Origin of the sequence: Streptacidiphilus sp. BW17 (assembly GCF_041262485.1) — a bacterium.
Lineage (GTDB): Bacteria > Actinomycetota > Actinomycetes > Streptomycetales > Streptomycetaceae > Streptacidiphilus.
The window spans coordinates 1-21086 of the sequence record NZ_JBGCCR010000027.1 but is presented as its reverse complement, the minus strand read 5'-3'; the positions used below and the strand labels follow the sequence as shown (position 1 = coordinate 21086).

The 21086-nt window shown below is 68.7% G+C and carries 15 protein-coding genes; 3 read left to right on the top strand and 12 right to left on the bottom strand.

What is annotated here, in order from left to right; genetic code table 11:
* Positions 1 to 136: 136 nt before the first annotated feature.
* From ABH940_RS27130 to ABH940_RS27110, 5 genes are read right to left on the bottom strand one after another with little or no spacing between them, the layout of a single operon-like run.
* Positions 137 to 1966, bottom strand: coding sequence for a DUF6339 family protein (locus tag ABH940_RS27130; RefSeq protein WP_370106428.1), 1830 nt, complete (start codon positions 1964 to 1966; stop codon positions 137 to 139).
* Positions 1963 to 2862 carry a hypothetical protein gene (locus ABH940_RS27125; RefSeq protein WP_370106427.1) on the bottom strand — a complete coding sequence of 300 codons (900 nt, stop codon included), beginning with the start codon at positions 2860 to 2862 and terminating at the stop codon, positions 1963 to 1965. Before ABH940_RS27125 ends, ABH940_RS27130 begins: the two co-directional genes overlap by 4 nt.
* On the bottom strand, positions 2859 to 4829 hold the full coding sequence (locus ABH940_RS27120; RefSeq protein ID WP_370106426.1) for a hypothetical protein: 1971 nt from the start codon (positions 4827 to 4829) through the stop codon (positions 2859 to 2861). The genes ABH940_RS27125 and ABH940_RS27120 overlap by 4 nt, the downstream gene beginning before the upstream one ends.
* Positions 4826 to 5848 carry a PD-(D/E)XK motif protein gene (locus ABH940_RS27115; RefSeq protein WP_370106425.1) on the bottom strand — a complete coding sequence of 341 codons (1023 nt, stop codon included), beginning with the start codon at positions 5846 to 5848 and terminating at the stop codon, positions 4826 to 4828. Before ABH940_RS27115 ends, ABH940_RS27120 begins: the two co-directional genes overlap by 4 nt.
* Entirely contained in the window at positions 5845 to 8415 is a 2571-nt protein-coding gene (locus ABH940_RS27110) for a Z1 domain-containing protein (protein WP_370106424.1), read from the bottom strand. Before ABH940_RS27110 ends, ABH940_RS27115 begins: the two co-directional genes overlap by 4 nt.
* Positions 8416 to 8796: 381 nt before the next feature.
* On the opposite strand from ABH940_RS27110, the gene ABH940_RS27105 reads away from it, so the two are divergent.
* On the top strand, positions 8797 to 9282 hold the full coding sequence (locus ABH940_RS27105) for a very short patch repair endonuclease (RefSeq protein WP_370106423.1): 486 nt from the start codon (positions 8797 to 8799) through the stop codon (positions 9280 to 9282).
* A 37-nt stretch (positions 9283 to 9319) separates the two neighbouring features.
* Here ABH940_RS27105 and ABH940_RS27100 read toward each other — a convergent pair whose 3' ends face one another.
* From ABH940_RS27100 to ABH940_RS27070, 7 genes are all read right to left on the bottom strand, one after another.
* On the bottom strand, positions 9320 to 10411 hold the full coding sequence (locus tag ABH940_RS27100; protein ID WP_370106422.1) for a DNA cytosine methyltransferase: 1092 nt from the start codon (positions 10409 to 10411) through the stop codon (positions 9320 to 9322).
* 103 nt (positions 10412 to 10514) lie between these two features.
* Positions 10515 to 11351: a nucleotidyltransferase domain-containing protein gene (locus tag ABH940_RS27095; protein ID WP_370106421.1), complete on the bottom strand. Its 837-nt coding sequence runs from the start codon at positions 11349 to 11351 to the stop codon at positions 10515 to 10517.
* Between the two features lie 71 nt (positions 11352 to 11422).
* A complete protein-coding gene (locus tag ABH940_RS27090) occupies positions 11423 to 12025 on the bottom strand; it encodes a prepilin peptidase (protein ID WP_370060900.1) in 603 nt (200 codons plus the stop codon).
* Positions 12026 to 12144: 119 nt separating this feature from the next.
* Entirely contained in the window at positions 12145 to 13914 is a 1770-nt protein-coding gene (locus ABH940_RS27085) for a mucoidy inhibitor MuiA family protein (RefSeq protein ID WP_370106420.1), read from the bottom strand.
* Positions 13911 to 16211, bottom strand: coding sequence for a DUF4139 domain-containing protein (locus ABH940_RS27080; RefSeq protein ID WP_370106419.1), 2301 nt, complete (start codon positions 16209 to 16211; stop codon positions 13911 to 13913). The genes ABH940_RS27085 and ABH940_RS27080 overlap by 4 nt, the downstream gene beginning before the upstream one ends.
* 213 nt (positions 16212 to 16424) lie before the next feature.
* A complete protein-coding gene (locus tag ABH940_RS27075) occupies positions 16425 to 18131 on the bottom strand; it encodes a DUF885 domain-containing protein (protein ID WP_370060906.1) in 1707 nt (568 codons plus the stop codon).
* A 5-nt stretch (positions 18132 to 18136) separates the two neighbouring features.
* The gene (locus ABH940_RS27070) at positions 18137 to 18889 is read right to left on the bottom strand and encodes a rhomboid-like protein (RefSeq protein ID WP_370060908.1); all 753 of its coding nucleotides are present in this window, start codon (positions 18887 to 18889) and stop codon (positions 18137 to 18139) included.
* A 179-nt stretch (positions 18890 to 19068) separates the two neighbouring features.
* Between ABH940_RS27070 and ABH940_RS27065 the strand changes: the two genes are divergently transcribed.
* Positions 19069 to 19983, top strand: coding sequence for a diiron oxygenase (locus ABH940_RS27065; protein ID WP_370061849.1), 915 nt, complete (start codon positions 19069 to 19071; stop codon positions 19981 to 19983).
* A 178-nt stretch (positions 19984 to 20161) separates the two neighbouring features.
* A complete protein-coding gene (locus ABH940_RS27060) occupies positions 20162 to 20926 on the top strand; it encodes a TetR/AcrR family transcriptional regulator (protein WP_370060910.1) in 765 nt (254 codons plus the stop codon).
* The last annotated feature ends 160 nt before the right edge of the window (positions 20927 to 21086 follow it).

The window sequence follows — 21086 nt, the reverse complement described above, 5'->3', positions numbered from 1 at the left end:
CTGGCGCGGCCCATGGTTGCCTCAGTCTCGCTGGCGCTGCGAACACGACCACGGAGGCGTGCGCGACGACTGCTCGACCCCGGACGCGTCTCCTTGGGCTATGCGAAAGTGCGAGACGGGCGACTGGACCAGGCGATCAGGCAAGGGCTGCCGCGATTCGCCGCCCCACCGCTGTTGCCAGTGGTGGTGGCATGGCATGCCCAATCTGACGGTATTCCTTGGTCTTCCCGCCTTCGAAACCCCAGTCCTCCGGGAAGCACTGCAGCAAAGCTGCCTGGCGTACGGTGAGTTTCGGCATCTCTCCGGGCGGGAAACCCGCCTCGGGCACAGTGTCCCCGAGGCTGTTCCCGTTGACGCCGAGACCCGCCCAGGCGTTCTTACTTCCGGTCGGCCCGAGGTCAGCGCCACCCCGCCTGTCCGAACCGCCCACGAGTGCCGGACCCACTTTGTCAGCGCGGGTCGCCCACTCGGTCGCTCCGGGCCAACCTCCCGACGCCATGGAAACCCCGAGGACCTCCCCGACCGTGCGAGGCGACTCAGGGATCGCTGCTGGCCAGGAATACGCCTCATGGTAGGGCTCGGCGAGTGCTACGAGAAGGCCGGATCGGCGATGCTGCGGGACGCCGAAGTCTGCGGCGTCAAGCACTCGCCAGAACACGTGGTATCCGTGCTCCGTCAGTTCCGCCTCAATCGCCGAGCGTTCAGCCGCAAAGTCGTCCTTCTCGATGAATTCGGGCATGTTCTCCAACAGGACGGCCTTCGGCCTCATCCGTGCAACCAGGTTGACCGCGGCCTCGAAGACCTCGCGCTCTTCGACATCGTCCGCGCGCGCGGACGTGGCCGCCGACCGGATCCGCGGCAGCCCTCCGCTGAGCAAGTCCACGCGCTCGGTTCGCAGATGTTCAGCCGGGTCGAAGGCACGCACGTCGCCACAGCGGACGTCCCATCGAGGCCGGTTGAGACCGAGAGTCCGACAGACATGCTCCTGGTTGTCGATGAGGAGCACTGGATCGAAGCCTGCACGTTCAAGGCCGAGGGCCTGCCCTCCTGCCCCGGCGCAGACCTCCACCGACGTGAACCGTCGTTGGGCCGGAGGCGCCAGGACCCAGTCGTCTTCCGGGACGGCCTCTGTAATCGCCGTGCTGGCGAACACGGCGTCAACGGTGGCCACGAGCTGGCTGGAGCCGGACTCATCGCCCCTTGCCCGGGCGAGCAATGCAGTCACCGATTCGCTTAGCACAGCGCGGAGTTCGTCCTCCAAGGCACTTGCCTCAACACCGTCGAAGAGCACGAAGGGCGCCAGGCGGAGCAGCCGTTTGAGGAAGTCGCGTAGTGTCTCCCGCTCGTTGAGTCCGGTCAGTCCGGTGAGTGCGATCTCGTTCCAGACTTTGAGGATGGCCTTGACCATATGGGGGCTGCCGCCTAGAGCAGCGCGGCGGGCATAGATCTGGTCAAAGGCTGCCTCGCCGAGGATCCGAAGTGAGGCGTAGGGATCCTCGTCCTCGGGCGAGTAGACCAGTTGTGCCCGCCACCACATACGTCCGAACACATGCCGAGTCAGATCCGTCCCCAGAACACGGTCGCGAGGCGGGGACGGGTAACGCCAGTACGCGATGTCGGGCAGGAGCACTAGAGACAGGAACGCCCAGACGTCCCTGGACGCGGCCTCCGCTGGGACCAGCCCCATGCTGTCGTGCAGCAACCTGGCCAGGCGCACGTCGAACTCGGTGTTGTCAGCCCTGCTTGCGCGGTCGGGGAAACCTGCCTCAAGGGCCAGTGTCTCCACCGCGCCACGCAGTTCTTTGAGCCGACGCTCCGCGACGCGGTCGCCACCTGTGGCGACGTAGACTGCAGAGTCGTGCGACGTCCGTGCCCGTCCGGTGAGCTCGGAAACGGACAGTCCCCGGTACTCCTCGAAAAGCGCCTTCGCCTGGCCGGACAGCAGTCTCGGGTACAGGTAGCTCATCCGGACTCCTCAAAGATCCTCACCTGCGCCTGGAGCTCCGAGGCGAACAGGCTCGCCGACTGCTCGCGGAGCAGTCGCACGTCGGTGATAGTGCGCTTCGGGAACAGCGTGTCGAACAGGGCCATGCACGTCATCCCCAAGGAGTCATCGGGGAACTCGGCATCATCGGCGAAGTCGGGGTGTGCCAGAGCGTGTTCGAGCATGGTGCGCGCCGCGTCCGCGTAGACGGCCGAGAGCACCGCCCTGTCCACAGGGCGCGGCCTCGCGGCATTCTCGAAGGCGGTGGCAGTGACCGTGTTCTTCTCATTGATCAACAACAACAGCGAACCCATGGTCGCGCTCTCCAGGCTGCCGCTGATCTGAAGGTGCCAGGCAGCCCGAGCAGGGAACGAGGTGTGCGCAAAGTCGATGACAGCCATGGGGAACTGCGGGGCGTCTCCCTGCAGCCGCAACTGATCCTGGTGGCTCCAGAGCACGGAGCCTGCTCGGCGCGGCGCAGAGGGCCTGCCGTCCAAGTATCTCTCTGCCAGCACCAGAGCTGTGTCAAGCAGAAGCAGGCCGCCGAGATCCGCCCCACGCAGGCGGGCCTCCAGTTCCACATCGACCGTGCCGGACCCGACAAGACGGACGTGATGCGCCGGACCACTGAGGTTGGAGCCGGTCGCACTCCAGACAGCGCTGAGTCCAAGCACGGCATCTGCCGACAGACCGGTCTGAGCGCGGACCCGGTCGACGTCGATCCGGACCTTACGGCACAGGTGGAGATCCATCTGGTAGTCCCAGTCCGGCAGAGCCTCCGGCAGAGGCATCGCACCGTCATCAGTGATCAGATGCCATGGCTGGGCAGTGACCGTGTCTGCTGTCGGCACACGGTACGGAAGTGCGCGCAGGCTCACGAAGTCCGCACCGCCTCGACCCTGACGCCGATCTCGGTCATGGTGTCTGGAGCAGGTCGAACGAGGACACGCCAGATCCTGCCGTCGCCGCCCTCGATAACACAGGCCGGAGCGCCAACGAGACTGCCTCCGGTGTCCTCCCAACCGACCAGCTCGGGCATCAGCGCGCCCTGCGGAGGTTCGGTCTCCCGTCCGCCAGATCCGGGCAAGGTGATGGCCAGGTCGATGCGTACCCGCTGCGCGAGCGCCGCTGGCAGACGGAACTCCTGCACCAGCACAGTGACGCCTTCACGTTCGTCGTAGTACGGCTCACCGACGTACTGCACTCGCGGGCGAGCCACGGCCTTCGGGCCAGCTGAGGTGTCGCCGGCGGACTCGGACAGACCGCCTGCTACACCGACGGCACCACCTCCGTCGCACGCAACGCCAGGCGACACGTACTCCTCCTCGACGACGTCCGGTGCTTCGGCCTTCCGTCGAGGGGCAGGCATAGCGGTACTGCCCGCCTTGGCGTAGGCAGTCGCACCACCGATGCCCCAGGCGCCGCCGACCAGCCCGGAGAACATCGAACTTGCCGCACCGAGCGCCATTTTGGCCGCTCCCTGACGGACGCCGCCGCTCAAGTTGAGAAGGCCGTCGACACTCTCCGCGAGACGCGTGAACGTTGTTCGGACAAACGTACTGTCCGGGTGGTCCAGTGGCTGATGGTGCCACGCGTCGTGCGTCGGCGGCTCGGCCTGGGCGTAGACGTCATCCATCGCTGTGTCGGCTCGGAAGACACCGGCATAACCGAGGTTCTCACTCGGTGGCCGCACCCCCGGCCAGTAGGTGACCACCAGTTCTGCGGGGCGCATCAAGCAGACATGATGGAGCAGCCTGTCGATGCCGACCATGCGTGCGGCCAGCGTCGGCTCGAGTGGCGGCATGATGCGCTTGACCAAACCCAGCCTGCCGAGGTGCTTCTTCGGCCGGTGACAGTCGAGTCTCCGCGCGTCCGGTCCGATCATGTCCTCGTAGGCTGCTACGAACAACTTCAGCCCCGGCGTCGTGCGCGGATCAGGCACCGGATGTTCGATACCGTCACAACTGACGGAGAATCGCATCGCGGGCCCATCACCCGAAACCTCGATCATCTTCGGCCACAAGTGCCAGGCCAGGGTGTCAGCCAGATAGTCGGCTGCCTCGCCGGCAGCCAGTGGCTCTTCGTCACGCCGCAGGAGAGGGTCGATGACCACGACAGTCGTGCCCGTCTCGTCCGGGCCGAACGGCTTGAGCCCGAGCCGACGGGTGATGCCCTCGGCCTCCGCCCCGATCAGTGGCTCGATGATGTCCCCGGAGGTGTCTCCCCACCAATGTCTGCCGGTATAGCGGCACTTGACACCGTTCTCATCGGCGACGTAGCTCTTCCACATCGCGCAACCCATCAGCCGGGTCTCGTACGAGCCGTCCGCGAGCCTGCAGCGGGTGTGCACCAGGATCACACCGGGCTTGGACATCAGGTAGAAGACACCCTTGCCGAAGCCATAGGTCCCCCCACCCAACACCGTGTCGCGGGGCTCACCGATATTGCGGATGAACGATACGAAGTCTCTATCGGTGTCGGAGGCCTTATCAGCCCGCGTCGGCCCCCCGAGGCCGGTAGTCCCTCGGTCAGAAACAGCCAGAACCTGCACCACACTGCGCCGCAACGAGTCACGAAGCGGCAGATACGCGGTTGCCGGAGCATCGTTGAGTAGGAGCTCGCGCCAGGCCGCGATGTGGCCCGGGCTGACTGTCCACAGGTCCAACCGGTAGTCCACCGGCGTTCCCGTGCCCTCCAGGTGCGCGTCCCAGCTGTTCTGCACCGACTCCCGCACCAGGATGGTCATCAAATCCAGCTCAGGGCGGCCGAGTTGATTGCGGATCCCCTCGGCAGCGCTGGCGCCCAGGGGTGGGTAGGGCTGGGAGAACCAGCCAGGCTCCGTCATGTGCGCTGTCCAGCGAGCAGCCGGTGCACGGCCTCGATCACGTCTCCCTCTCCCAACGGCGTGGGCTGCTCACCCGACAGGTCGATCGTGTACTCCACGTTCAGTGCGTCCACCGGGAGTCCTGCTTCGACAAGCTGCTGCTCCGTCAGCTTCGGAAAATCCGCGTCGACCCGGTACCAGCGTTCCTCGGTGGTTTCGAACCGCAGCGGCTGATACAACTCCGTGTCGCCCGGCCGGTAGCCGACATCGGCCAGCAGTGACAGGAGGGCGCTCTCGTCATCGCACAGGTCCAAAGCATGATCCACAAGTTCGACCAGACCCACACCACTCGACGTCGCCCGCCGCAGGCGCAACCAGACGAGCTGCAGAGCACCCTCGCTGGGGCTCTCCAACTGATCAAGCCCGTGTATGCGCGGACGACGGCCTTCCTCCGCCGTGGACGCCTTCACCTCGATCGCTCCATCCGCACCGACAAAGTCGTGTCGGTTGCCCCTCGGGCCGAGCCACAGCCGATATGCGCCCGGATCCTGTTCCAGCAGCCGGTTGAGCACCTGGAGCTCCCCGAACAAGCCGGCCAGCTCGTCCGGTCCCAGCAGCACACCCTTCGACTCGAACAGGGCCTTCCAGCGATCGAGCACCCGGTACAACGCTCTGAGCGGATTCCCGGGCATCTGCCCGGTCTCAGCCAACACGTCACTGCAGAGTCGTGTGAACAGCTCCTGATAGGCGGGCAGCAGACACCCGAGGTCTGCGTACACTCGGTAGCTCTCGGCGTCCTCCAACGGCCGCCGGCGCAGTCTCAGAACCGGGCCGTCCATCCCCCGACGCACCTGCTGCCGACTCTTGATCGGCACCAAGAGGTGACGGTGCCCCTCGTAGTCGATTCCAATGGCCAACGGGCCGTTGACTGTGTCGACTGGCAGCGGCGCCACTCGTAGCCGCCGTTCCCCAGACACCTGCTCGGCCGTCAGCCTCCGCCAGTGCTCTTCCACCACCGTCGGCAACGCGCCCTCGGTCATGAGTCCTCCTCGAGCGCGCTGTAGTCCTCTTCCTCCAGGACAACCTGGGAAAGATCGGCGGAGAGATATCGGCTCACTTCGCTGTCGTCCCCAATCGGCTTGGGGAAGACCAGGCCGACGCCGAGCACGTGCTCCTCTGCGTCCAGTGGAGCACGCAGCTTCTTCGAAGGAACAGGCTGCGAGACGCGGTCGATCGGATAGAGCACCAGCAGGCCGGTGTCGGGGAACTGGCGCTTCCGTTCCTCCATAATCCCGTGCTCGTCCAGCTTCGCGACATCACCTGCGAGATCGACCGCCGCGTCCCGACGGCTCATCAAGGTCTTGATATCGGCGCGGTCCGCACGCACGGACTTGCCAGGCTCGGGCACGAGCCGGGCACGGTTCACCCGGCCGACTGCAACTCCCGAAGCAAATTCAAAGCCTTCCTCATGCGCCTCCAGCGGGTTGCCGACGATTGCCACGTTCCACCGGGCGAGTGCACCCGCTACCCGCACCCGCTTGCGGATGTAGTCGGTTATCAACCCGGCGTCGCATTCCACCGAATCCTCGTGGAACTGATAGCTCTCCAAAAACTCCAGCACCAGTTCATGCGGGACCTCCCGAAGCAGGTACCGACCCTCCGCGCTGCGGTCCTCGGTCCGGACCGCCTGCAGTTGGGCTCCGCGTACCAACGTCCGTGCGGCTGCCTGATTATGGACAATCCAGTTCCTGTCGGTGCGGAAGTAGTGCGTCTGTACCCGCTTGCCTCCGAAGGAGGAGGCCGCGGTCACCGCGCTCTTCATCTTCGCCGCAGCGGTGACCCGGAGACTAGGGTGGGTCCGCAGCCGCACCGCGAAGGACAAGGGGGTCTCGTCCTCGGTGAGATACACGTCGATATCACGTCGCATCTCGGTCTCGACCGTGGCCAGGTGGCGGAACCATTCGTTCAGCTCGTCGGTCATCCAGATCCGGGGCAGATCGGCGTAGCCGTTGCGGAAACCGAACCAACGCCCCATCTGCAACAAGGTGTCGTAAGCGGACACCGCCCGAACGAAGTAGCTCACCGAGAGTCCCTCCAAGGTGAGCCCGCGGGAGAGAGTGTTGCCTCCGACCGCGATCGCCGTGACCGGACCGTTCTCGTAGTCGAGGCGGGCATCACTGCTGGAGTTGTCCATCACTATCCGGCAGCCGTCGAGCACCCCGGCGAGCTCCGGCAACAGCTTGTCGAAGGAGACCCTCTCCTCACCGAACTCCTCGGCCGGAACGCGAGCCGTCTCCAGATCCCACAGTGCACGGAGCTCGGCGAGCAGATCGGGATCCTGAAGCCGGGACCGGGCCTGATCCTTCGCATGCCGCAACGGCCACTCGAAGCTGTTGTGCACCCCGGTGTTGACACTCGTGTGAATGAGCATCGTGTTATGGGGGTTGCCCGTTCCGCGTACCTTGCGGGCTGCAGTGACCAACCAGAAGTACCTCAGGGAATCTCGCAGCGTGTCGGTGATGTACGGTTCAAAGCCCTCCACCTCATCACGGGTACGCGGGCGAACGCAGTCGATGTCGTCCTCAGGGATCGAACGGATCATGTCGTACCCGTCGTCGACCTGCTCGGGGTCCTCGCCGTCCAACGCGTATCGGCCGAAGAGCACCTCGGTGCCGAAATGCCCCTGCGGCTTGGGCAGGTTGACGATGAAGTCCTTCGGATAGAGATCCTGCGCGCTCGGGTCGATCAGCAGGTTCGCGAACGGCGAGGCGGTGTAACCCACGTAGGCGCAGCGTGGCAGGCTGCCCATGATCGCCAGGATCAACGGGTTGATCGACTTCGTCGCCACCGTGGCCTGATCTGCCTCGTCATCGACGATCAAGGCCGGGCAGTCCTGCAGGTACTCCTTGGCCTGGTCCAGCCACCGCGCAAGTCTGCGCAGCACCGTGGCGTTCTTCTTCACCACGCACAGCACGTGCGTCCGGTTGCTCTTGCCGAAATAGGAGGCAGGGTTGGCCTGGGGACGGAAATCATCCTCCAGGTCGGTCATCTGCGACCACAGCGTCGGATTAGGGGCCACCAGCTGCTTCATCAGGCGTGCCTGGGTCTGCCGGCGCAGACCGTTGTGGATGCCCGCGAGCACGATGATCAGTTTGTAGCCCCGGTCGACTGCTTTGGCTGTCACGGCGGTGAAGCTCGTGGTCTTCCCAGACTGCACGTAGCCCACCACCAGCCCGCGGGTGGCGAAGGAGGGCTCCCTCGGGTGATCGAGCAAGGAGACAATGCGAGTGGAGGAATCATCCAGACTCCGGATCGCGGGCTCCTGCGGCCACCCGTCCCGCTCAAGCTGCCGAACTAGGGCAGGCCAACACTTGTCGCCCTCACGCGGCCCGGTATACCAGGTGTCCCGGTTTCCCATCACCGCGGAGCGCGGCTCCTCCAACTCCCTGATCTGCAGCCGTTCCTGCTCATGGCGCTCACGAATCCATCCGATCGCGTCCGGCGAGGTGCCGAGGATCTCCAGGCGCTTGACCGCTTCAGCGGGCGGATACGTGTCCAGGAGTACCTTGAACGTGTCGTACAGCAACTCGTCGAACTGCTCGCTCATCCGAACCCCTGAGTCCTTCGTCATCGCATCCTCGCCGCCCGTGGAGCAGGGCAAGGACTGCGACCAACGAGCCCCGCCCCCTGCCTGCTTGGGAGCGGGGCCGCCACGCCTGCTGTCGTCACCGTCCCTGCACACATTATGGGGGCGATCATGAAGCGCTGGAGGGGAAAGTGCTTCTGTCAGTTGCCACACGCTAAGGCGGGCAACCGAGCGGAATCTCCGACTACTCTGGGCCCTCGGGGCCAGCCCTGTGGGAGCTCCCCAGACACCATGCGGCTGCGGCCGTGAACGCCCTGATCGCACGCGAGACTGTGGTCAACCTCGAGCGCCCACTGCGTCCGCTCTTGGCGCGATCCACTGGTGCTCGGGAGGTAGAGCCTCATGTCCCCGACGTCTGACTGGACCCCACCTGCTGGTTCCTGGGCGTCTTCAGAGGGCAACCGGCGGAGCATGCTGGGAAATCGCGGGCGCGACACCTCCCCGGAACGTGCGCTGCGATCACTGGTGCATGCCTCCGGGCTCCGCTACCGGGTCTCCGCAAGACCGGTTCCCGGAATCCGCCGTACGGCCGACCTTGTCTTCGGTCCCACCAAAGTGGCGATCTTCATTGATGGCTGCTTCTGGCATCGCTGCCCTGAACACTTCACGGCCCCGAAAACGAACGCGCAGTTCTGGGAGGAGAAGATCTCCCGGAACGTCGCCCGCGACCGGGACACCGACGCCCGCCTGCAAGCGGAGGGATGGCTTGTTCTTCGCTTCTGGGAGCACCAGGCGCCGGGCGAGTGCGCAGAGCTTATCCGCGCGGCCGTCATGCGACGACGTTCCGAGGCGACGAGCAAGGGCGCCAGACGAGCGAAGCGTCGTTAGGACTGCGCTCAGGGGCAGGGTCAGTCGATGCAGGCCGTTACAACTCGGACTCGTGATCGATGCCGTCGTTCAGAACCTTGACTGCCTTGGCCACCCGGGACTCTTCCAGATCGAGCGCAGCGGCGATGATGTGGAGGGCGAGACGCGGAGGAACCGCGTTCCCCACCTGCTGGGCAACGCCATTGCCGCGCCAACGGTAATTCGGCGGGAAGGTCTGCAGTTGTCCTGCCTCAGCGTCGCTGAAACGCTGCAGGTCCACCCCGTCCGAGACCACACGATTCCTTGAGATCTTGCCAGTCACGGTCGCAGACGGCTCATCCGATCGACGGCGGCCTCGTGCCTTTGGGTCCCCGCCTGTGCCGTAATTGGAAACAACCTCAAACTGCTGCCCGACGCGGACGACATCGTTCATTGCGACCCAGGGAGCGCGGTCTGCGGATCCCGCCCCGCGCGGACGGCCTTTGCGGTACCGGTGGTGGGTCGGGGCGGGCAAGTCCGGCTTGCCCTTCAGCAATGCGGTCGGTCCCGACCATCTGGCGATCAGAATGGCACGTCGCCGCGTCTGCGGAACGCCGTATTCCTCCGTGTGCAGCACCTCCGGCTCCCGGACCTGGTAACCCTTCGATCGGAGGATCTCTGCAAACGCACGCCAAACCGGAAGTACTGCAGGTACCTGTTCCAGGACGATCGCCTGGTAAGGATTGTCGATCGCGATAGCGCGCAGCACCCATTTCAGGGGTTCCAGTACAAGCCCGGTGCGCTCGTCGTCGAGCTCGGCCAGTTCCGCGTCAATGGATTCAGGGTCTTCCCCACTCGCTAGTCGGCGGGAGAAATCAAGTACCTGATCGAGCGCCTTACGACCGGCTCCCTTTCCTGCGACCGTGAAAGTCTGACAAGGCGGTCCGCCCGCGAGAACGTTGTGGTCCGGAAAATCGTCGGGCTTGAAGCCCCTGACGTCGCCCTGCCTTGTAGCAAGCCCGTTGGCACGACGGGTGGCGCACGCGTCCACGTCCCACTCGATGCCCGTCGTACGGACGCCAAGAAGCTGCGCCGCCACGTCGAGACCACCCGGACCTGAAAAGAGGTCGATGATCGCAAACTGTGGGGCTGTGGGGACGGACGCACGCATGCCGAGATCCTAGCGGTCGGCACGGCCTTCGGGCGGCTTCACGTGATAGGTACCGCGAGACCCGCGCGACGGCGCTGACCAGCTCGAACTTGATACACCGACCTCACACGCGTGGGGCCTTGGTGCCGTGGACGGCGGTGTACTCGGTGGCGAGCCACGGGGCCAGGTCGTCGACCAGCGTGTGCAGGACGGACCTGTCGTCGGTGGGCGTGCGGGCGACGGTTGCGGCGAGGTGCATCTGGGTGGCGCGGGCGGGGTAGTAGCGGGCGAAGATCTGGGCGGAGAGGCGGAGGTCGCTGGTCCAGCCGCCCCAGCGGGGCATGACCAGGGTGAGGCCGGTGCGGACCAGGCGGCGGGCGACGCTGCGGCAGAGGACGCGGCGGGCGGCGAGGTCGTGCTCAGTGGTGAGATCGCCCTCGACAGCGGCGAGGCGTTCGCGCCAGCGGGGTAGGGCGAGAGCCAGGTCACCGTTGGTCTCGCGGGCGAGGAGGCGGTCCGGGCGGTAGCGCGGGAGTTGGGCGGCCAGATCCGGACCGAGCAGGGGCGTGCAGAGGCAGGCGAGGAACCAGCCCAGGTCGTGGCGTTCGAGCTCGCTGAGCACGGTGGTGGCATCGAAGAGCAGCACACCGACGCCGTTGACGAACGGAAAGGTCGCGTCGAGGGAGGACGCGAGCGCGTCGGCCGCCTCACGGTCGGCGGGGGTCGGCGGCTCGTGCAGGACGAGGAGCAGGTCGAGGTCAGAGACGCCGGGCACAGCGGTGCCGCGCGGGATGCTGCCGTAGAGGTAGGCGCTGTGGAGGCGGGAGCCGGGGTCGAAGGCCGCGGCGATGCGGTCCCGGGCGGTGGCGACCACGGGGGCGTAGGCCGAAGGCACCCGGTCCAGTGAGCCCTCGCGGGCGATGTAGCCGTCGCTGTCCAGGCCTGTCGTGGTCGCGCTCATGCGCGAACTCTGCCTGGTCGACTGCCCGTCCGCGAACGGATATCCCTCCGCTGTCCCTCCGCGCCGGGTGGTCAGAGCAGCAGGGCGAGGAGGGCGCCGGACATCAGGAACGGGCCGAAGGCGATCTGGCTGCGGCGTCCGGCCCGGCGGGTGGCGAGGAGGGCTACGGCCCAGACGCCCGCCAGGAGTGAGGCGTAGACGGTGGCCGCGAGCAGACGGAACCAGCCCTCGTAGCCGACGACGAGGCCGACCAGCCCGGCTGCCTTGACGTCGCCGAGCCCTGCGCCGCCGAAGAGCGCCAACAGGTAGTAGCCGCAAGCGAGTGTCAGCGCGCCGAGGAGGGCACGGAGCCATGGGCCGCCCGCCCCCGGGAGGGCCAGCAGCAGCAGGAGCGCCGGATACGCGGGATACGTCAGCGCGTCGGGCAGGCGGCGCAGGCGGGCGTCGACCATCGCGAGCGCGGCGGCGCCGACCACGAAGACGATCTGGGCCGGGAGGACGAGCGTCCAGCCATGGCGAACGATCAGCGCGGCGATCGACACGATCGCGGCGATCGCGATCGGAAGCGCGTCACGGCGGAGGACCGATCGTGTCTCGTCGTCAGGCAGGGGAAAGCGCACACGGGAGCGTGGCGGCACGGAGGCGGCGGGCTCGGCGGCCGACTGTTCGCTCATGGGCGCGCTCCTCCGATCGCTGAGTCGTTCACCGGGCATCTTCGCGCAGCGAACGATCGGCTGCGTTTGCTTCGTTCGAAATCGCTGTGCGGACGACCAGTTGACGATCACGTTGACGATCAGTCGGTCATCGACACACTGGGCGCGGCGACGACGTCGTAGCGGAGCACCACCGTCCGCCGGTCGTCCGGCTGGACATCGATCTCCCAGCGGGCGATGCCGTCGGTGTCCAGCGCATCCGGCTGCGGCGACGTTCCGTGCTTGTCGAGCCGGATCTCCACCTCGGCCAGCTCGGACACCGGCACCCGTTCGCGCAGGGAGACGCGGATCGGATCGGAAGCTTCGTCCCCTGGGCTGGCCGCAAAACGGGTGAGCGTGACGCGGACCGTTCTGCTGCGCACGGTGCGGCCGGAGAGTCCGACCGTCTCCGTCGTCTCCTGCACGCTGCGGACCGCGCGGAAGCCGCCGTCGCTGCCGAAGCAGAGCTCCGCCGGCGCGCCGGGCGCGGTGAAGCGCAGTTCGCCGCGTCCGACGAAGGCGCTGTCGTGCGCCAGGTCGACCGGCCCCGACAGCAGCGGCGCGCCGGAGTCGTTGCGAAAGCGGACGTTCCGCAGCACCAGCGGCGAGAGCTCCGGCAGGCAGAAGAGGTCGACCGTGGCGGCCGACGTGGTCTCCCCCAGCGGCACGCGATGGGCGCGCCCGTCGCTCGGCACCGTCACGGCTGTCGGGATCACCAGACGCCGTGCCTCGCCGCCGTCGTCGACGCCCGGGAGCGTCGAGACCGTGGACTGCACTCCCCCGGCTGCGGCCCCGGACTCGTCCATGGCCGGCCCGAGTTCGGGGATCTCGACCTCACGCAGGTCCACCTCGACCGTGCGACGCTCCTCCGCGCTGCGGTCCCGCAGGGCGATCACGTCCGAGGGCAGGAACGGCGGCTCGGCGGCACGCGCCGGGCGGGCGGTGGAGAGGGTGACTCGGACGTCCGTCCACGGCTCGCCCGTGCGCTGCCAGAGGAAGGCGTCGCGCTCCAGTTGCAGGCCCGGCTGCTCGCCTGTGGAGCCGGTAGTGCCGGCACCGGTGGTGAGCGTGGCCCGGTAGGCCGGGCGCCAGAGGGCACAGGGGGTGAGATGACGGAGCGTCAACATTGGTTCTGCATACAAGGAAGCAGATCCGACCGCGCCACTCTCCGGAAGTTCGAGAACCGCCTCGACATGTGCGGTGAGCACCATGGGGGGCGTCTCCGACGCTGCCAAGGACTCCTGGGCCTCGATCAGCTCGGCCTTGAGGCGCGCGGCGCGGCGGCGGGCCGCGCCGAGCTCGTCGTCGTGGCGGTCGTACTCACCCTCGGCGCGATTGAGGGCCTCACGCCAGCGCTCCGGATGCGCGTCACCCGCGCCCGCGCTTTCGGCGATGTCACGGTGCACGTCGACGAGCAACTGCTCCAGGACTGCGACGTGCGCGGCGAGCCTGGCCACCTTCAGCTCCGCCCTCCGCAGTTGCTGCGACAGGTCGTTGACGCGTCGTCCGACCACCGACAGGTCGGACCGCTCGTCCGAGGACGACGAGGCGACCGGCGGCCTCGGCGTGTAGCGCCGCACCACGCGCAGGTCCAGCACGCTGCCGCCCGGAAAGCCGTCCAGCTCCCCGCGCAGGGAGTGGTCGACGACGAGCGGGCTGACCGGCCCGAGGCGGAGTCGGTGCACTCCGGGCGACAGCGCCGAACCGGCCAGCGACACGGCGCGTTGGACCTCGACCCGGTCCTCAAGCACGGTGACGGCGGTGACGGGCGCGGTCAGCAGCATCGGGGCGTGAAGAGCGTCGGTCGCGTCCGTGGCGTCGGTCGCGTCCGTGGCGTCGGTCGCGTCGGGGAGATCGGGCGGGGTCGTCATGCGTCTCTCCGATTGCCGCCGGCGACGGCCTTGGCGGACGGAATGCGGATCTCGTAGCCACCAGTGAGCGTGGCGGTGGCGGCGGGCGCGAGGTCGAGCTGCCAGCGACGGAGCCCCCGGCGATGGTGCTCGTCCTGCTCGGGCGGGACGACCGTCCAGGGTGGAGTGGCGGCGGTGTCCTCGATCCGTACGTCCTTCTCGTCGCTGACGGGGACGCGTTCCAGCACGTCGAGATCGATCGGACGGTCGAGGCGGTTGGCCACCTCGATCTCGACGCGCTGGGTGATCACGGTCGTACCGCCGAGCAGGCCGCTGGACGACTCGGCGGAACGACTGTGGCGGGCGACCCGCACGCCCTCCTCGACGCCGATCCCGATCCGCTTGCGCGCGCCGGGCGCAAGGGCGGGCATCGCGACGGTGGTGCTGTACTCGCCGTCGACGACCACGTCGAGCGGGCCGGGCAGCAAGGCGTGCGGGCTGGTGTTGGCCAGTTCGACCGTGGCGTACACCTGCGGGTCCAGGGACGGCACGCAGAGGTGACGGAGCATCAACCCGACCGGGAGCTCCGAGACGGCCACGCTGTGCCAGGCGCCGTCGGCGGGAACGTCCACCCTCGCCGCAGTGTCGAAGCGGTGGTCGAATTGGTGGTCGAAGCGGTGCTCGAGGGTCTGGGCGCGGTCGTCGGCGACGGGACCGGCGCCCATGGCCGCCGCACGCAGGTGCACCGGCACAGCGTGCGGCGGCACCGGCAGCCCGCGTACGGATTGCGCGCGTTGCCGGTGCTCCCGCTCGACCGGGCCGGCCGAGCCACCGGACAGGCTGGGAGCGAGCGTGCCCCGAGCCCCGATCGGTGCGGTCGGACCTGCGAGTTCGAGCCCGGCGAGGTCACGGAGGGCGACGTCGAGCGTCGGCTCGGCCGCGGGCAACGCCCGGACGGGTGGGGCCGCGCCCGCCTGCGGCGCTGCCGGGAAGGCGACGGCCATGGGCTGGGCACGAGACGCGCCGCCGTAGGCGACGGGACCGCCGGGCGCAGCCCCCGGAGCGGCGGGGGCTGCACCGAATGCCGCAGCACGTGGAGCGGCACGGCGCATCGCGGGACGTAGTTCCCTCTCACCCTCGCTGCCGCCGACGACGCCAGCCCCGGCCCCGGCCCCAGCAACTGCCGCGCCCAGACCGCGCGATGGCGGCGGCACCGGCGGAGCCGGGGCGTCGGCGACTGCTGCGTCGTAGCCGCTGAAGAGTCCGCTCAGGCCTGCCGGAGCCTCCCGCCACGGCGGTGCGGGCTGCTCGGCCTGCCGTCGGCCCAGCCGGATGGAGCGCAGTTGCGGCATCACGGTGCGGGTCAGCAGATCGGCGGTGGAGAGGCTCAGTCGAACACCGGTCCAGTCCTCACCCGTGCGTTGAGCGATGGACGCACGGAGGGAGAGGCTGTCGCGCGGAGAGACACCAGAGGCACCATCAGTTGCCCCGCGGCGGGTCAGGTGGAGCCGGTAGGAGGGGAACCAGGTGGCGCCGGGGACGGCATACTCCAGTTCCAGCTCTACCTCCAACTCCGGCTCGACCAGGGCATCTTGGCCGTCCAGCCCTCCGGACCCGACTGCCGCGCCTACCGCACCCGACCCGCCTGCCCCACCCGTCCCGTCTGCCCCGCGGTCGATCGTGACCACCGCGTCGGCCGTCGTCCGGGTCGACTCCGTGGGGAGCGCGTGCGAGGCCTCAGCGAGACGGTGTCGCGCGACATCCAGGTCGTGCTCGGCCCGCTCGAACGCCTGCTCTGCGCCGAGGAGTTGGGCATTCACGGTGTCGAGGCGCTCGTCCGTGAACCCGGCGAGCGCGATGACCGCGTCGACGGGTGCGGGACGAGGCGGGTCCCCACGCCGGGGCAAAGGCGGAACGGGCCGCAGCGCGCAGGTGGTCTCGGCGCGCGCCGCCAGACGGTCACGCCGAGCGCGTGCGACGTCGTACGCCTCCTGCGCGGCGTCGACCTCGCGCCGGAGTGAGGCGAGCTGCTCGCGCGGTACGACCTCCGCCCGTTCCTCGCGTCGCACGTCCAGCACCCGACCGCGTGATGACCGCTCCGCCGCCCCTTCCGCCGCCCCCTCCGCGTCCGGGTCGAGGAGGTCGACGACGCGCGCCCGCAGGCTCTGCGGATCGGAGACCAGGGGCAGGCCGGTGAGCCGTACCCGAGAGACACCGGCCGGGAGTTGGACGCGTACCCGGCGGCGGCAGAGTGCGCCGTCGGCATGGACGGTGACGGAATCCAGCCGCGACTCCGCGACCAGCAGCTCGTGCTCCACGTGGTCTCCCTCGTAGTCAGCAGAGGGCCTTACCGTAACCCGAGCCCCAGCCTCTCGCGCGGCCTTTGCCGTCGCAGACGCCGGGGACTCGGGTACGGCAGGCAGGACGCCCGAACCAGGCAGTCCGACCAGGCAGCCCGACCAGCAATCCGAGCAGCAATCCGACCGGGCAACCGGCCGGGGACCGCCCAGAATCCGACCAGGGCCTGCCCGCTACAGCGCGCTGAGCTCGGCGACCAGGTCGTCCAGCCCGAACGAGCCCTGGGCGAGCGCCTTCATGTGCCACGCCTTGAGGTCGAACTCCTCGCCGCGCGCCTCTGCCGCCGCCTTCGCCGCGTCGCGGCCACGACGCCAGGCGCGCTCGCCGAGCTTGTAGCCGATGGCCTGGCCCGGCCAGCCCAGATAGCGGATGATCTCGCTCTCCCGCATCTCCGCGGGCGAGCCGACGTAGGCCGCGAAGAAGTCCGACCCCAGCTCCGGCGTCCACGTCTCACCGGGGTGGAACGGGGAGTCCGCCGGGATGGTGAGGCCGAGGTGCATGCCGATGTCGATGATGACGCGGACCGTGCGCAGCATCTGCTCGTCGAGGAAGCCGAGACGGTGGGCCGGGTCGGCGAGGAAGCCGAGCTCGTCCATCAGGCGCTCGGAGTACAGCGCCCAGCCCTCCAGGTTGGCGCTGACTGAGCCGAGGGTGACCTGGTAGCGGGAGAGCGTGTCGGCCGCCGCAACCCAGGACGCCAGCTGCAGGTGGTGGCCGGGAACGCCCTCGTGGTACCAGATGCTGACGAGCTGCCAGGTCGGGAAGGCGGTCTTGTCGAGCGTCGGCAGCCAGGTGCGGCCGGGACGGGAGAAGTCGAGGCTGGGCTGCGTGTAGTACGGCGCGGCGGCGGAGCCCGCCGGGGCGATCCGGGACTCGACCCGGCGCAGGTTGTCCTGGATGTCGAAGTGGGTGCCGTCGAGTGCCTCGATGGCCTCGTCCATGATGTTCTGCAGCCAGACGCGGATCTCCTCCACGCCCTCGATCGTGTGGCCGTCGGTCTCCAGGTACTCGGAGGCCTCGCGCGGGGTCGCGCCGGGCTTCACCTTGTCGGCCTCGGCGACGAGTTCGGCCTCCAGGCGGTGGAACTCCGTCCACGCCCAGGCGTAGGCCTCGTCGAGGTCCAGGTCGGCGCCGCTGTGGAGGCGCGCGGACCGCGTGTAGAGCTCCCGACCGGCGGTGTCGGGACGGTCGGCGGCCACGGGCGCGTAGGTGTCGCGCAGCCAGGCGCAGAACTCGGCGACGGCTACGGACGCCTGCTCGGCGTTGGCGTCGAGCTGGGCCCGCAGGTCTGCGGGGCAGTCGACGGCAAAGGTGCTGTACCAGTTCTTCTCGTCGGTCAGGCTCTCGCCGAACCAGGCGGCCAGCTGGGTGCCGACCGTCGCCACCTGACGCGGGCCGCTGACCAGGTCGCGGCGCAGGCCCTCGGCCAGGGTGGCCTGGTACCCGCGGACCGCGTCGGCGACGTTGCCCATCCGGCCCACGTGGGCGGCCCAGTCCTCCTTGGTCTCGCTCGGCGCGACCGAGAAGATGGCGCGGACGTCGTGGACCGGCGCGCCGATGTTGCTGAGCGAGCGGAGGTGGTCGCCGGCCTCGTGGACCGCGAGCTGCGCGGTCAGCCGCTCGCGCAGCAGCCGGGCACACGCCGACTCGACCGGGTCCTCGAACGCCTCGGCCGGAAGCGCGTCCAGCCGGGCAAGCGCCTGGCGGGCGAGATCCGCCTCGGTGTCGAACCCCTGGGGGGAGAGGTCCGGTTGACGCGGATCGCCCGGATTGACGCCCAGGTATGCGGCGGTGACGGGGTTCTGCTCGGCTACCGCGTCGACGTACGCGTCCGCGATCCGACGAGGCGTGTCAGCTGCGAGGGAATGGGTGTCTGCCATGCGGGTCATCCTGCACCACGGAGAGGGGTGCTAGTCAGTCGTTTTCGCAGAGGAGCGATAAGACTGGCCGGCGTCATGTCGCCACCGCGTCGTCCACGGGTGAGCGGCAGGCAGGCCACACCGATCAGATAGGCACAGAGATGGCCGAGATTGGTGAAGTTGGTGGAGACCCCGAGCAGGACGCCGTAGAAGGCGGCGGAGATGCCGAGATACCACCAGCGCCAGGGCCTGGCCCACCACCAGGCCAGCACGCCGACGCCCCCGGAGAGGCCGTAGCTGACGCCGATGTCGATGACGAACCGCTCCCGGTGCGGGTACATGTGCGCGTTGATCATCAACTGCACCGTGCCCTCACTGATCAGCGTGGCGAGGACGTGCGCGAGCACGACGACCGCCAGCCAGCGGGCGGTTCCGAGCCACCACTCGGCCGGGACCAGGAACAGATTGAAGATCACGAACCAGAAGAAGAAGCTCGGCGTCTCCGTCCAGAACGCGCTGCTGATCAGCACCTTGACCGGATGGTGGCTGAGTTCGACCAGGTTGGTGCTGTGGGTGGCCAGGAACCAGTGCTTGAAGCGAGGCGACATCCGCGTCAGCGCAAGGGTGTTGACGCCCAGGATGAAGAGCCAGAGGTAGGTGCCGGGCGCGGACCGGATCAGGAACCGGGCCAGCGCCCAGAGCCTCGTGGCCGCTCTGGCGACGGGACTGGGCGGTGAGGGCTCGGAACTGGGCCGGACGGGGCGGGCGACTCGCGTCATGTGGGCCATTCTGCACAAGAACCACATGTTTCCCTTCGCGCACTTCTCACCCTGTGGACAAACCCCGCCTGTGGACAACTCGCGCCACGAAGCCGCCACGGAAAGTCGCCCCGAAAGGGGAAGCCGACGTCGAAGGGATTGACACCCTTGCTGACGCGGAGTCTCATAACAGCATGGCGATGACGACGACCCCGGGCGCCCCCTCCCTACTGCTCAGCGACCGTGAACTGGTCGCCGAACGGCTGCTCACGGCCTCGGCCAAGCACTCCTTCGACCCGGACACCGAGCTCGACTGGGACGCCCCGCTCGTCCCCGGTCTCTGGTTCCTGCCCGAGCACCTCGTCTCCCTCTACGGGACGCCGCTATGGGAGCGGATGACCGAGGAGCAGCGGATCGACCTGTCCCGCCACGAGGCCGCCAGCCTCGCCTCGGCGGGCATCTGGTTCGAGGTCATCCTGATGCAGCTGCTCGCCCGGCACATCTACGACCTGGACCCGCGCACCGGCCACGTCCAGTACGCGCTCACCGAGGTCGCCGACGAGTGCCGGCACTCCAAGATGTTCGCGCGCATGGTCGCCAAGCTGGAGACCGGTTGGTACCAGCCGGGCGGGATGTCCCGCTTCCTCGGGCGCGTCCTCAAGACCACCGCGCCGACGCCCGCAGCCTTCACCGCGACCCTGCTGGTCGAGGAGATCCTCGACCGGATGCAGCGGGTCAGCTTCCCCGACGAGCGGATCCAGCCGCTGGTGCGCGGCATCACCCGGATCCACGTCGTCGAGGAGACCCGCCATGTGCGCTACGCGCGCGAGGAGTTGCGTCGGCAGATGGTGACCGCGCCGCTCTGGGAGCGCACCTTCACCCGGCTCACCTCCGGCCAGGCGGCGGTCGTCGTGGCCCGTTCGCTGATCAGCCCCAAGGTCTACCAGCGGGCCGGTCTGGACGTGGACGAGTGCCTGCGCCAGGTCCGCGCGAGCGAGCACCGCAGGGAGACCATGCGGTGGTCGGCGGAGAAGCTGGTGGAGTTCCTGGAGGAGACCGGCGTCATCCACGGCCGCGCGGTGCGCGCCGAGTGGCGGCGGTCGGGGCTGCTCTGAGGTCGTCGCGGCGCGGCGGCCCAACCCGAGCCGGGCGGAGGCGGCGGAGCCGCGCGGCCCCCGTCCGACCTCGGCCGAGCCCGGCCGGCCGTGCCCGACCCCGTCCGCCCCCGTCCGACCTCGGGCCGAGCCCGGACGCTCCGCGTCGCCGAACGGGGCGGCGGCGTAAGGTGATCAGGTGACCCCAGCGCCTGCCACGCCCGACGAGGCTTCCGCGACCACGACCACGACCCGAGCGCGCCGCGGACCCTACCGGCGCCTGCCGGTGGAACAGCGTCGCGAGCAGCTGATCGCGGTGGCGCTGGAGCTTTTCAGCCGCCACGCGCCGGAGGAGGTCTCCCTCGACGACGTCGCCACGGCGGCGGAAGCGTCCCGGCCGCTGGTCTACCGCTACTTCCCTGGCGGCAAGCAGCAGTTGTACGAGGCCGCGCTGGGCAGCGCGGCCAGGGAGCTCGCAGCGCGCTTCGTCTCCCCCGCGGAGGGCAACCCGACCGAGCGGCTCGCCTATGCGCTCGACCGCTACCTCGCGTTCGTCCGTGAGCATGCGGCGGGCTACGGCGCGCTGCTGCGCGGCGGTTCGGCGGTGGAGACGCAGCGCACCAACGCGATCGTGGACGAGGTCCGCAGGTCCGCGTTCACCAACATCATCGAGCACCTCGGGGTCCGCGACCCCGGCCCGCGACTCGCCCTGCTGATCCGCTCCTGGGTCGCGGTCGTCGAGGCGACGGCGCTGACCTGGCTGGACGAGGGCGGAGTCGGCAGCGCGGAGTCGCTGCGCGACTGGCTGGTCGACGAGTTCGTGGCGATGTTCGCGGTGATGGCCCTCCACGACCGGCAGAGCGCGACGGTCCTGCGGGGTCTGCTTGTGCACTACCAGGGCGAAGGCCCTGGAGCGAAGCTCATCGAGGGACTGACGGGGCTGCTGCTGCCTGTCGAGGAGTAACTCCAGGGGCGGGGGGGGGGGGGGGGGCCCCCCCCCCCCCCCCCGGGGGGGGGGGGGGGGGGGGGGGGCGGGGGGCGGGGGGGGGGGGGGGGGGGCCCCCCCCCCCCCCGCGCCCCTAGAGGTGTAACTTCCCCACACCTGAAAACTGCGACCCCGTACT

What these genes read in the sequence shown, in the direction of transcription:
- ABH940_RS27105 (WP_370106423.1), top strand. Translation starts at nt 8,797, where the DNA reads ATGTCCCCGACGTCTGACTGGACCCCACCTGCTGGTTCCTGGGCGTCT.
- ABH940_RS27085 (WP_370106420.1), bottom strand. Translation starts at nt 13,914, where the DNA reads ATGACGACCCCGCCCGATCTCCCCGACGCGACCGACGCCACGGACGCG.
- ABH940_RS27115 (WP_370106425.1), bottom strand. Translation starts at nt 5,848, where the DNA reads ATGACCGAGGGCGCGTTGCCGACGGTGGTGGAAGAGCACTGGCGGAGG.
- ABH940_RS27090 (WP_370060900.1), bottom strand. Translation starts at nt 12,025, where the DNA reads ATGAGCGAACAGTCGGCCGCCGAGCCCGCCGCCTCCGTGCCGCCACGC.
- ABH940_RS27110 (WP_370106424.1), bottom strand. Translation starts at nt 8,415, where the DNA reads ATGAGCGAGCAGTTCGACGAGTTGCTGTACGACACGTTCAAGGTACTC.
- ABH940_RS27130 (WP_370106428.1), bottom strand. Translation starts at nt 1,966, where the DNA reads ATGAGCTACCTGTACCCGAGACTGCTGTCCGGCCAGGCGAAGGCGCTT.
- ABH940_RS27065 (WP_370061849.1), top strand. Translation starts at nt 19,069, where the DNA reads ATGACGACGACCCCGGGCGCCCCCTCCCTACTGCTCAGCGACCGTGAA.
- ABH940_RS27075 (WP_370060906.1), bottom strand. Translation starts at nt 18,131, where the DNA reads ATGGCAGACACCCATTCCCTCGCAGCTGACACGCCTCGTCGGATCGCG.
- ABH940_RS27120 (WP_370106426.1), bottom strand. Translation starts at nt 4,829, where the DNA reads ATGACGGAGCCTGGCTGGTTCTCCCAGCCCTACCCACCCCTGGGCGCC.
- ABH940_RS27095 (WP_370106421.1), bottom strand. Translation starts at nt 11,351, where the DNA reads ATGAGCGCGACCACGACAGGCCTGGACAGCGACGGCTACATCGCCCGC.
- ABH940_RS27070 (WP_370060908.1), bottom strand. Translation starts at nt 18,889, where the DNA reads ATGACGCGAGTCGCCCGCCCCGTCCGGCCCAGTTCCGAGCCCTCACCG.
- ABH940_RS27100 (WP_370106422.1), bottom strand. Translation starts at nt 10,411, where the DNA reads ATGCGTGCGTCCGTCCCCACAGCCCCACAGTTTGCGATCATCGACCTC.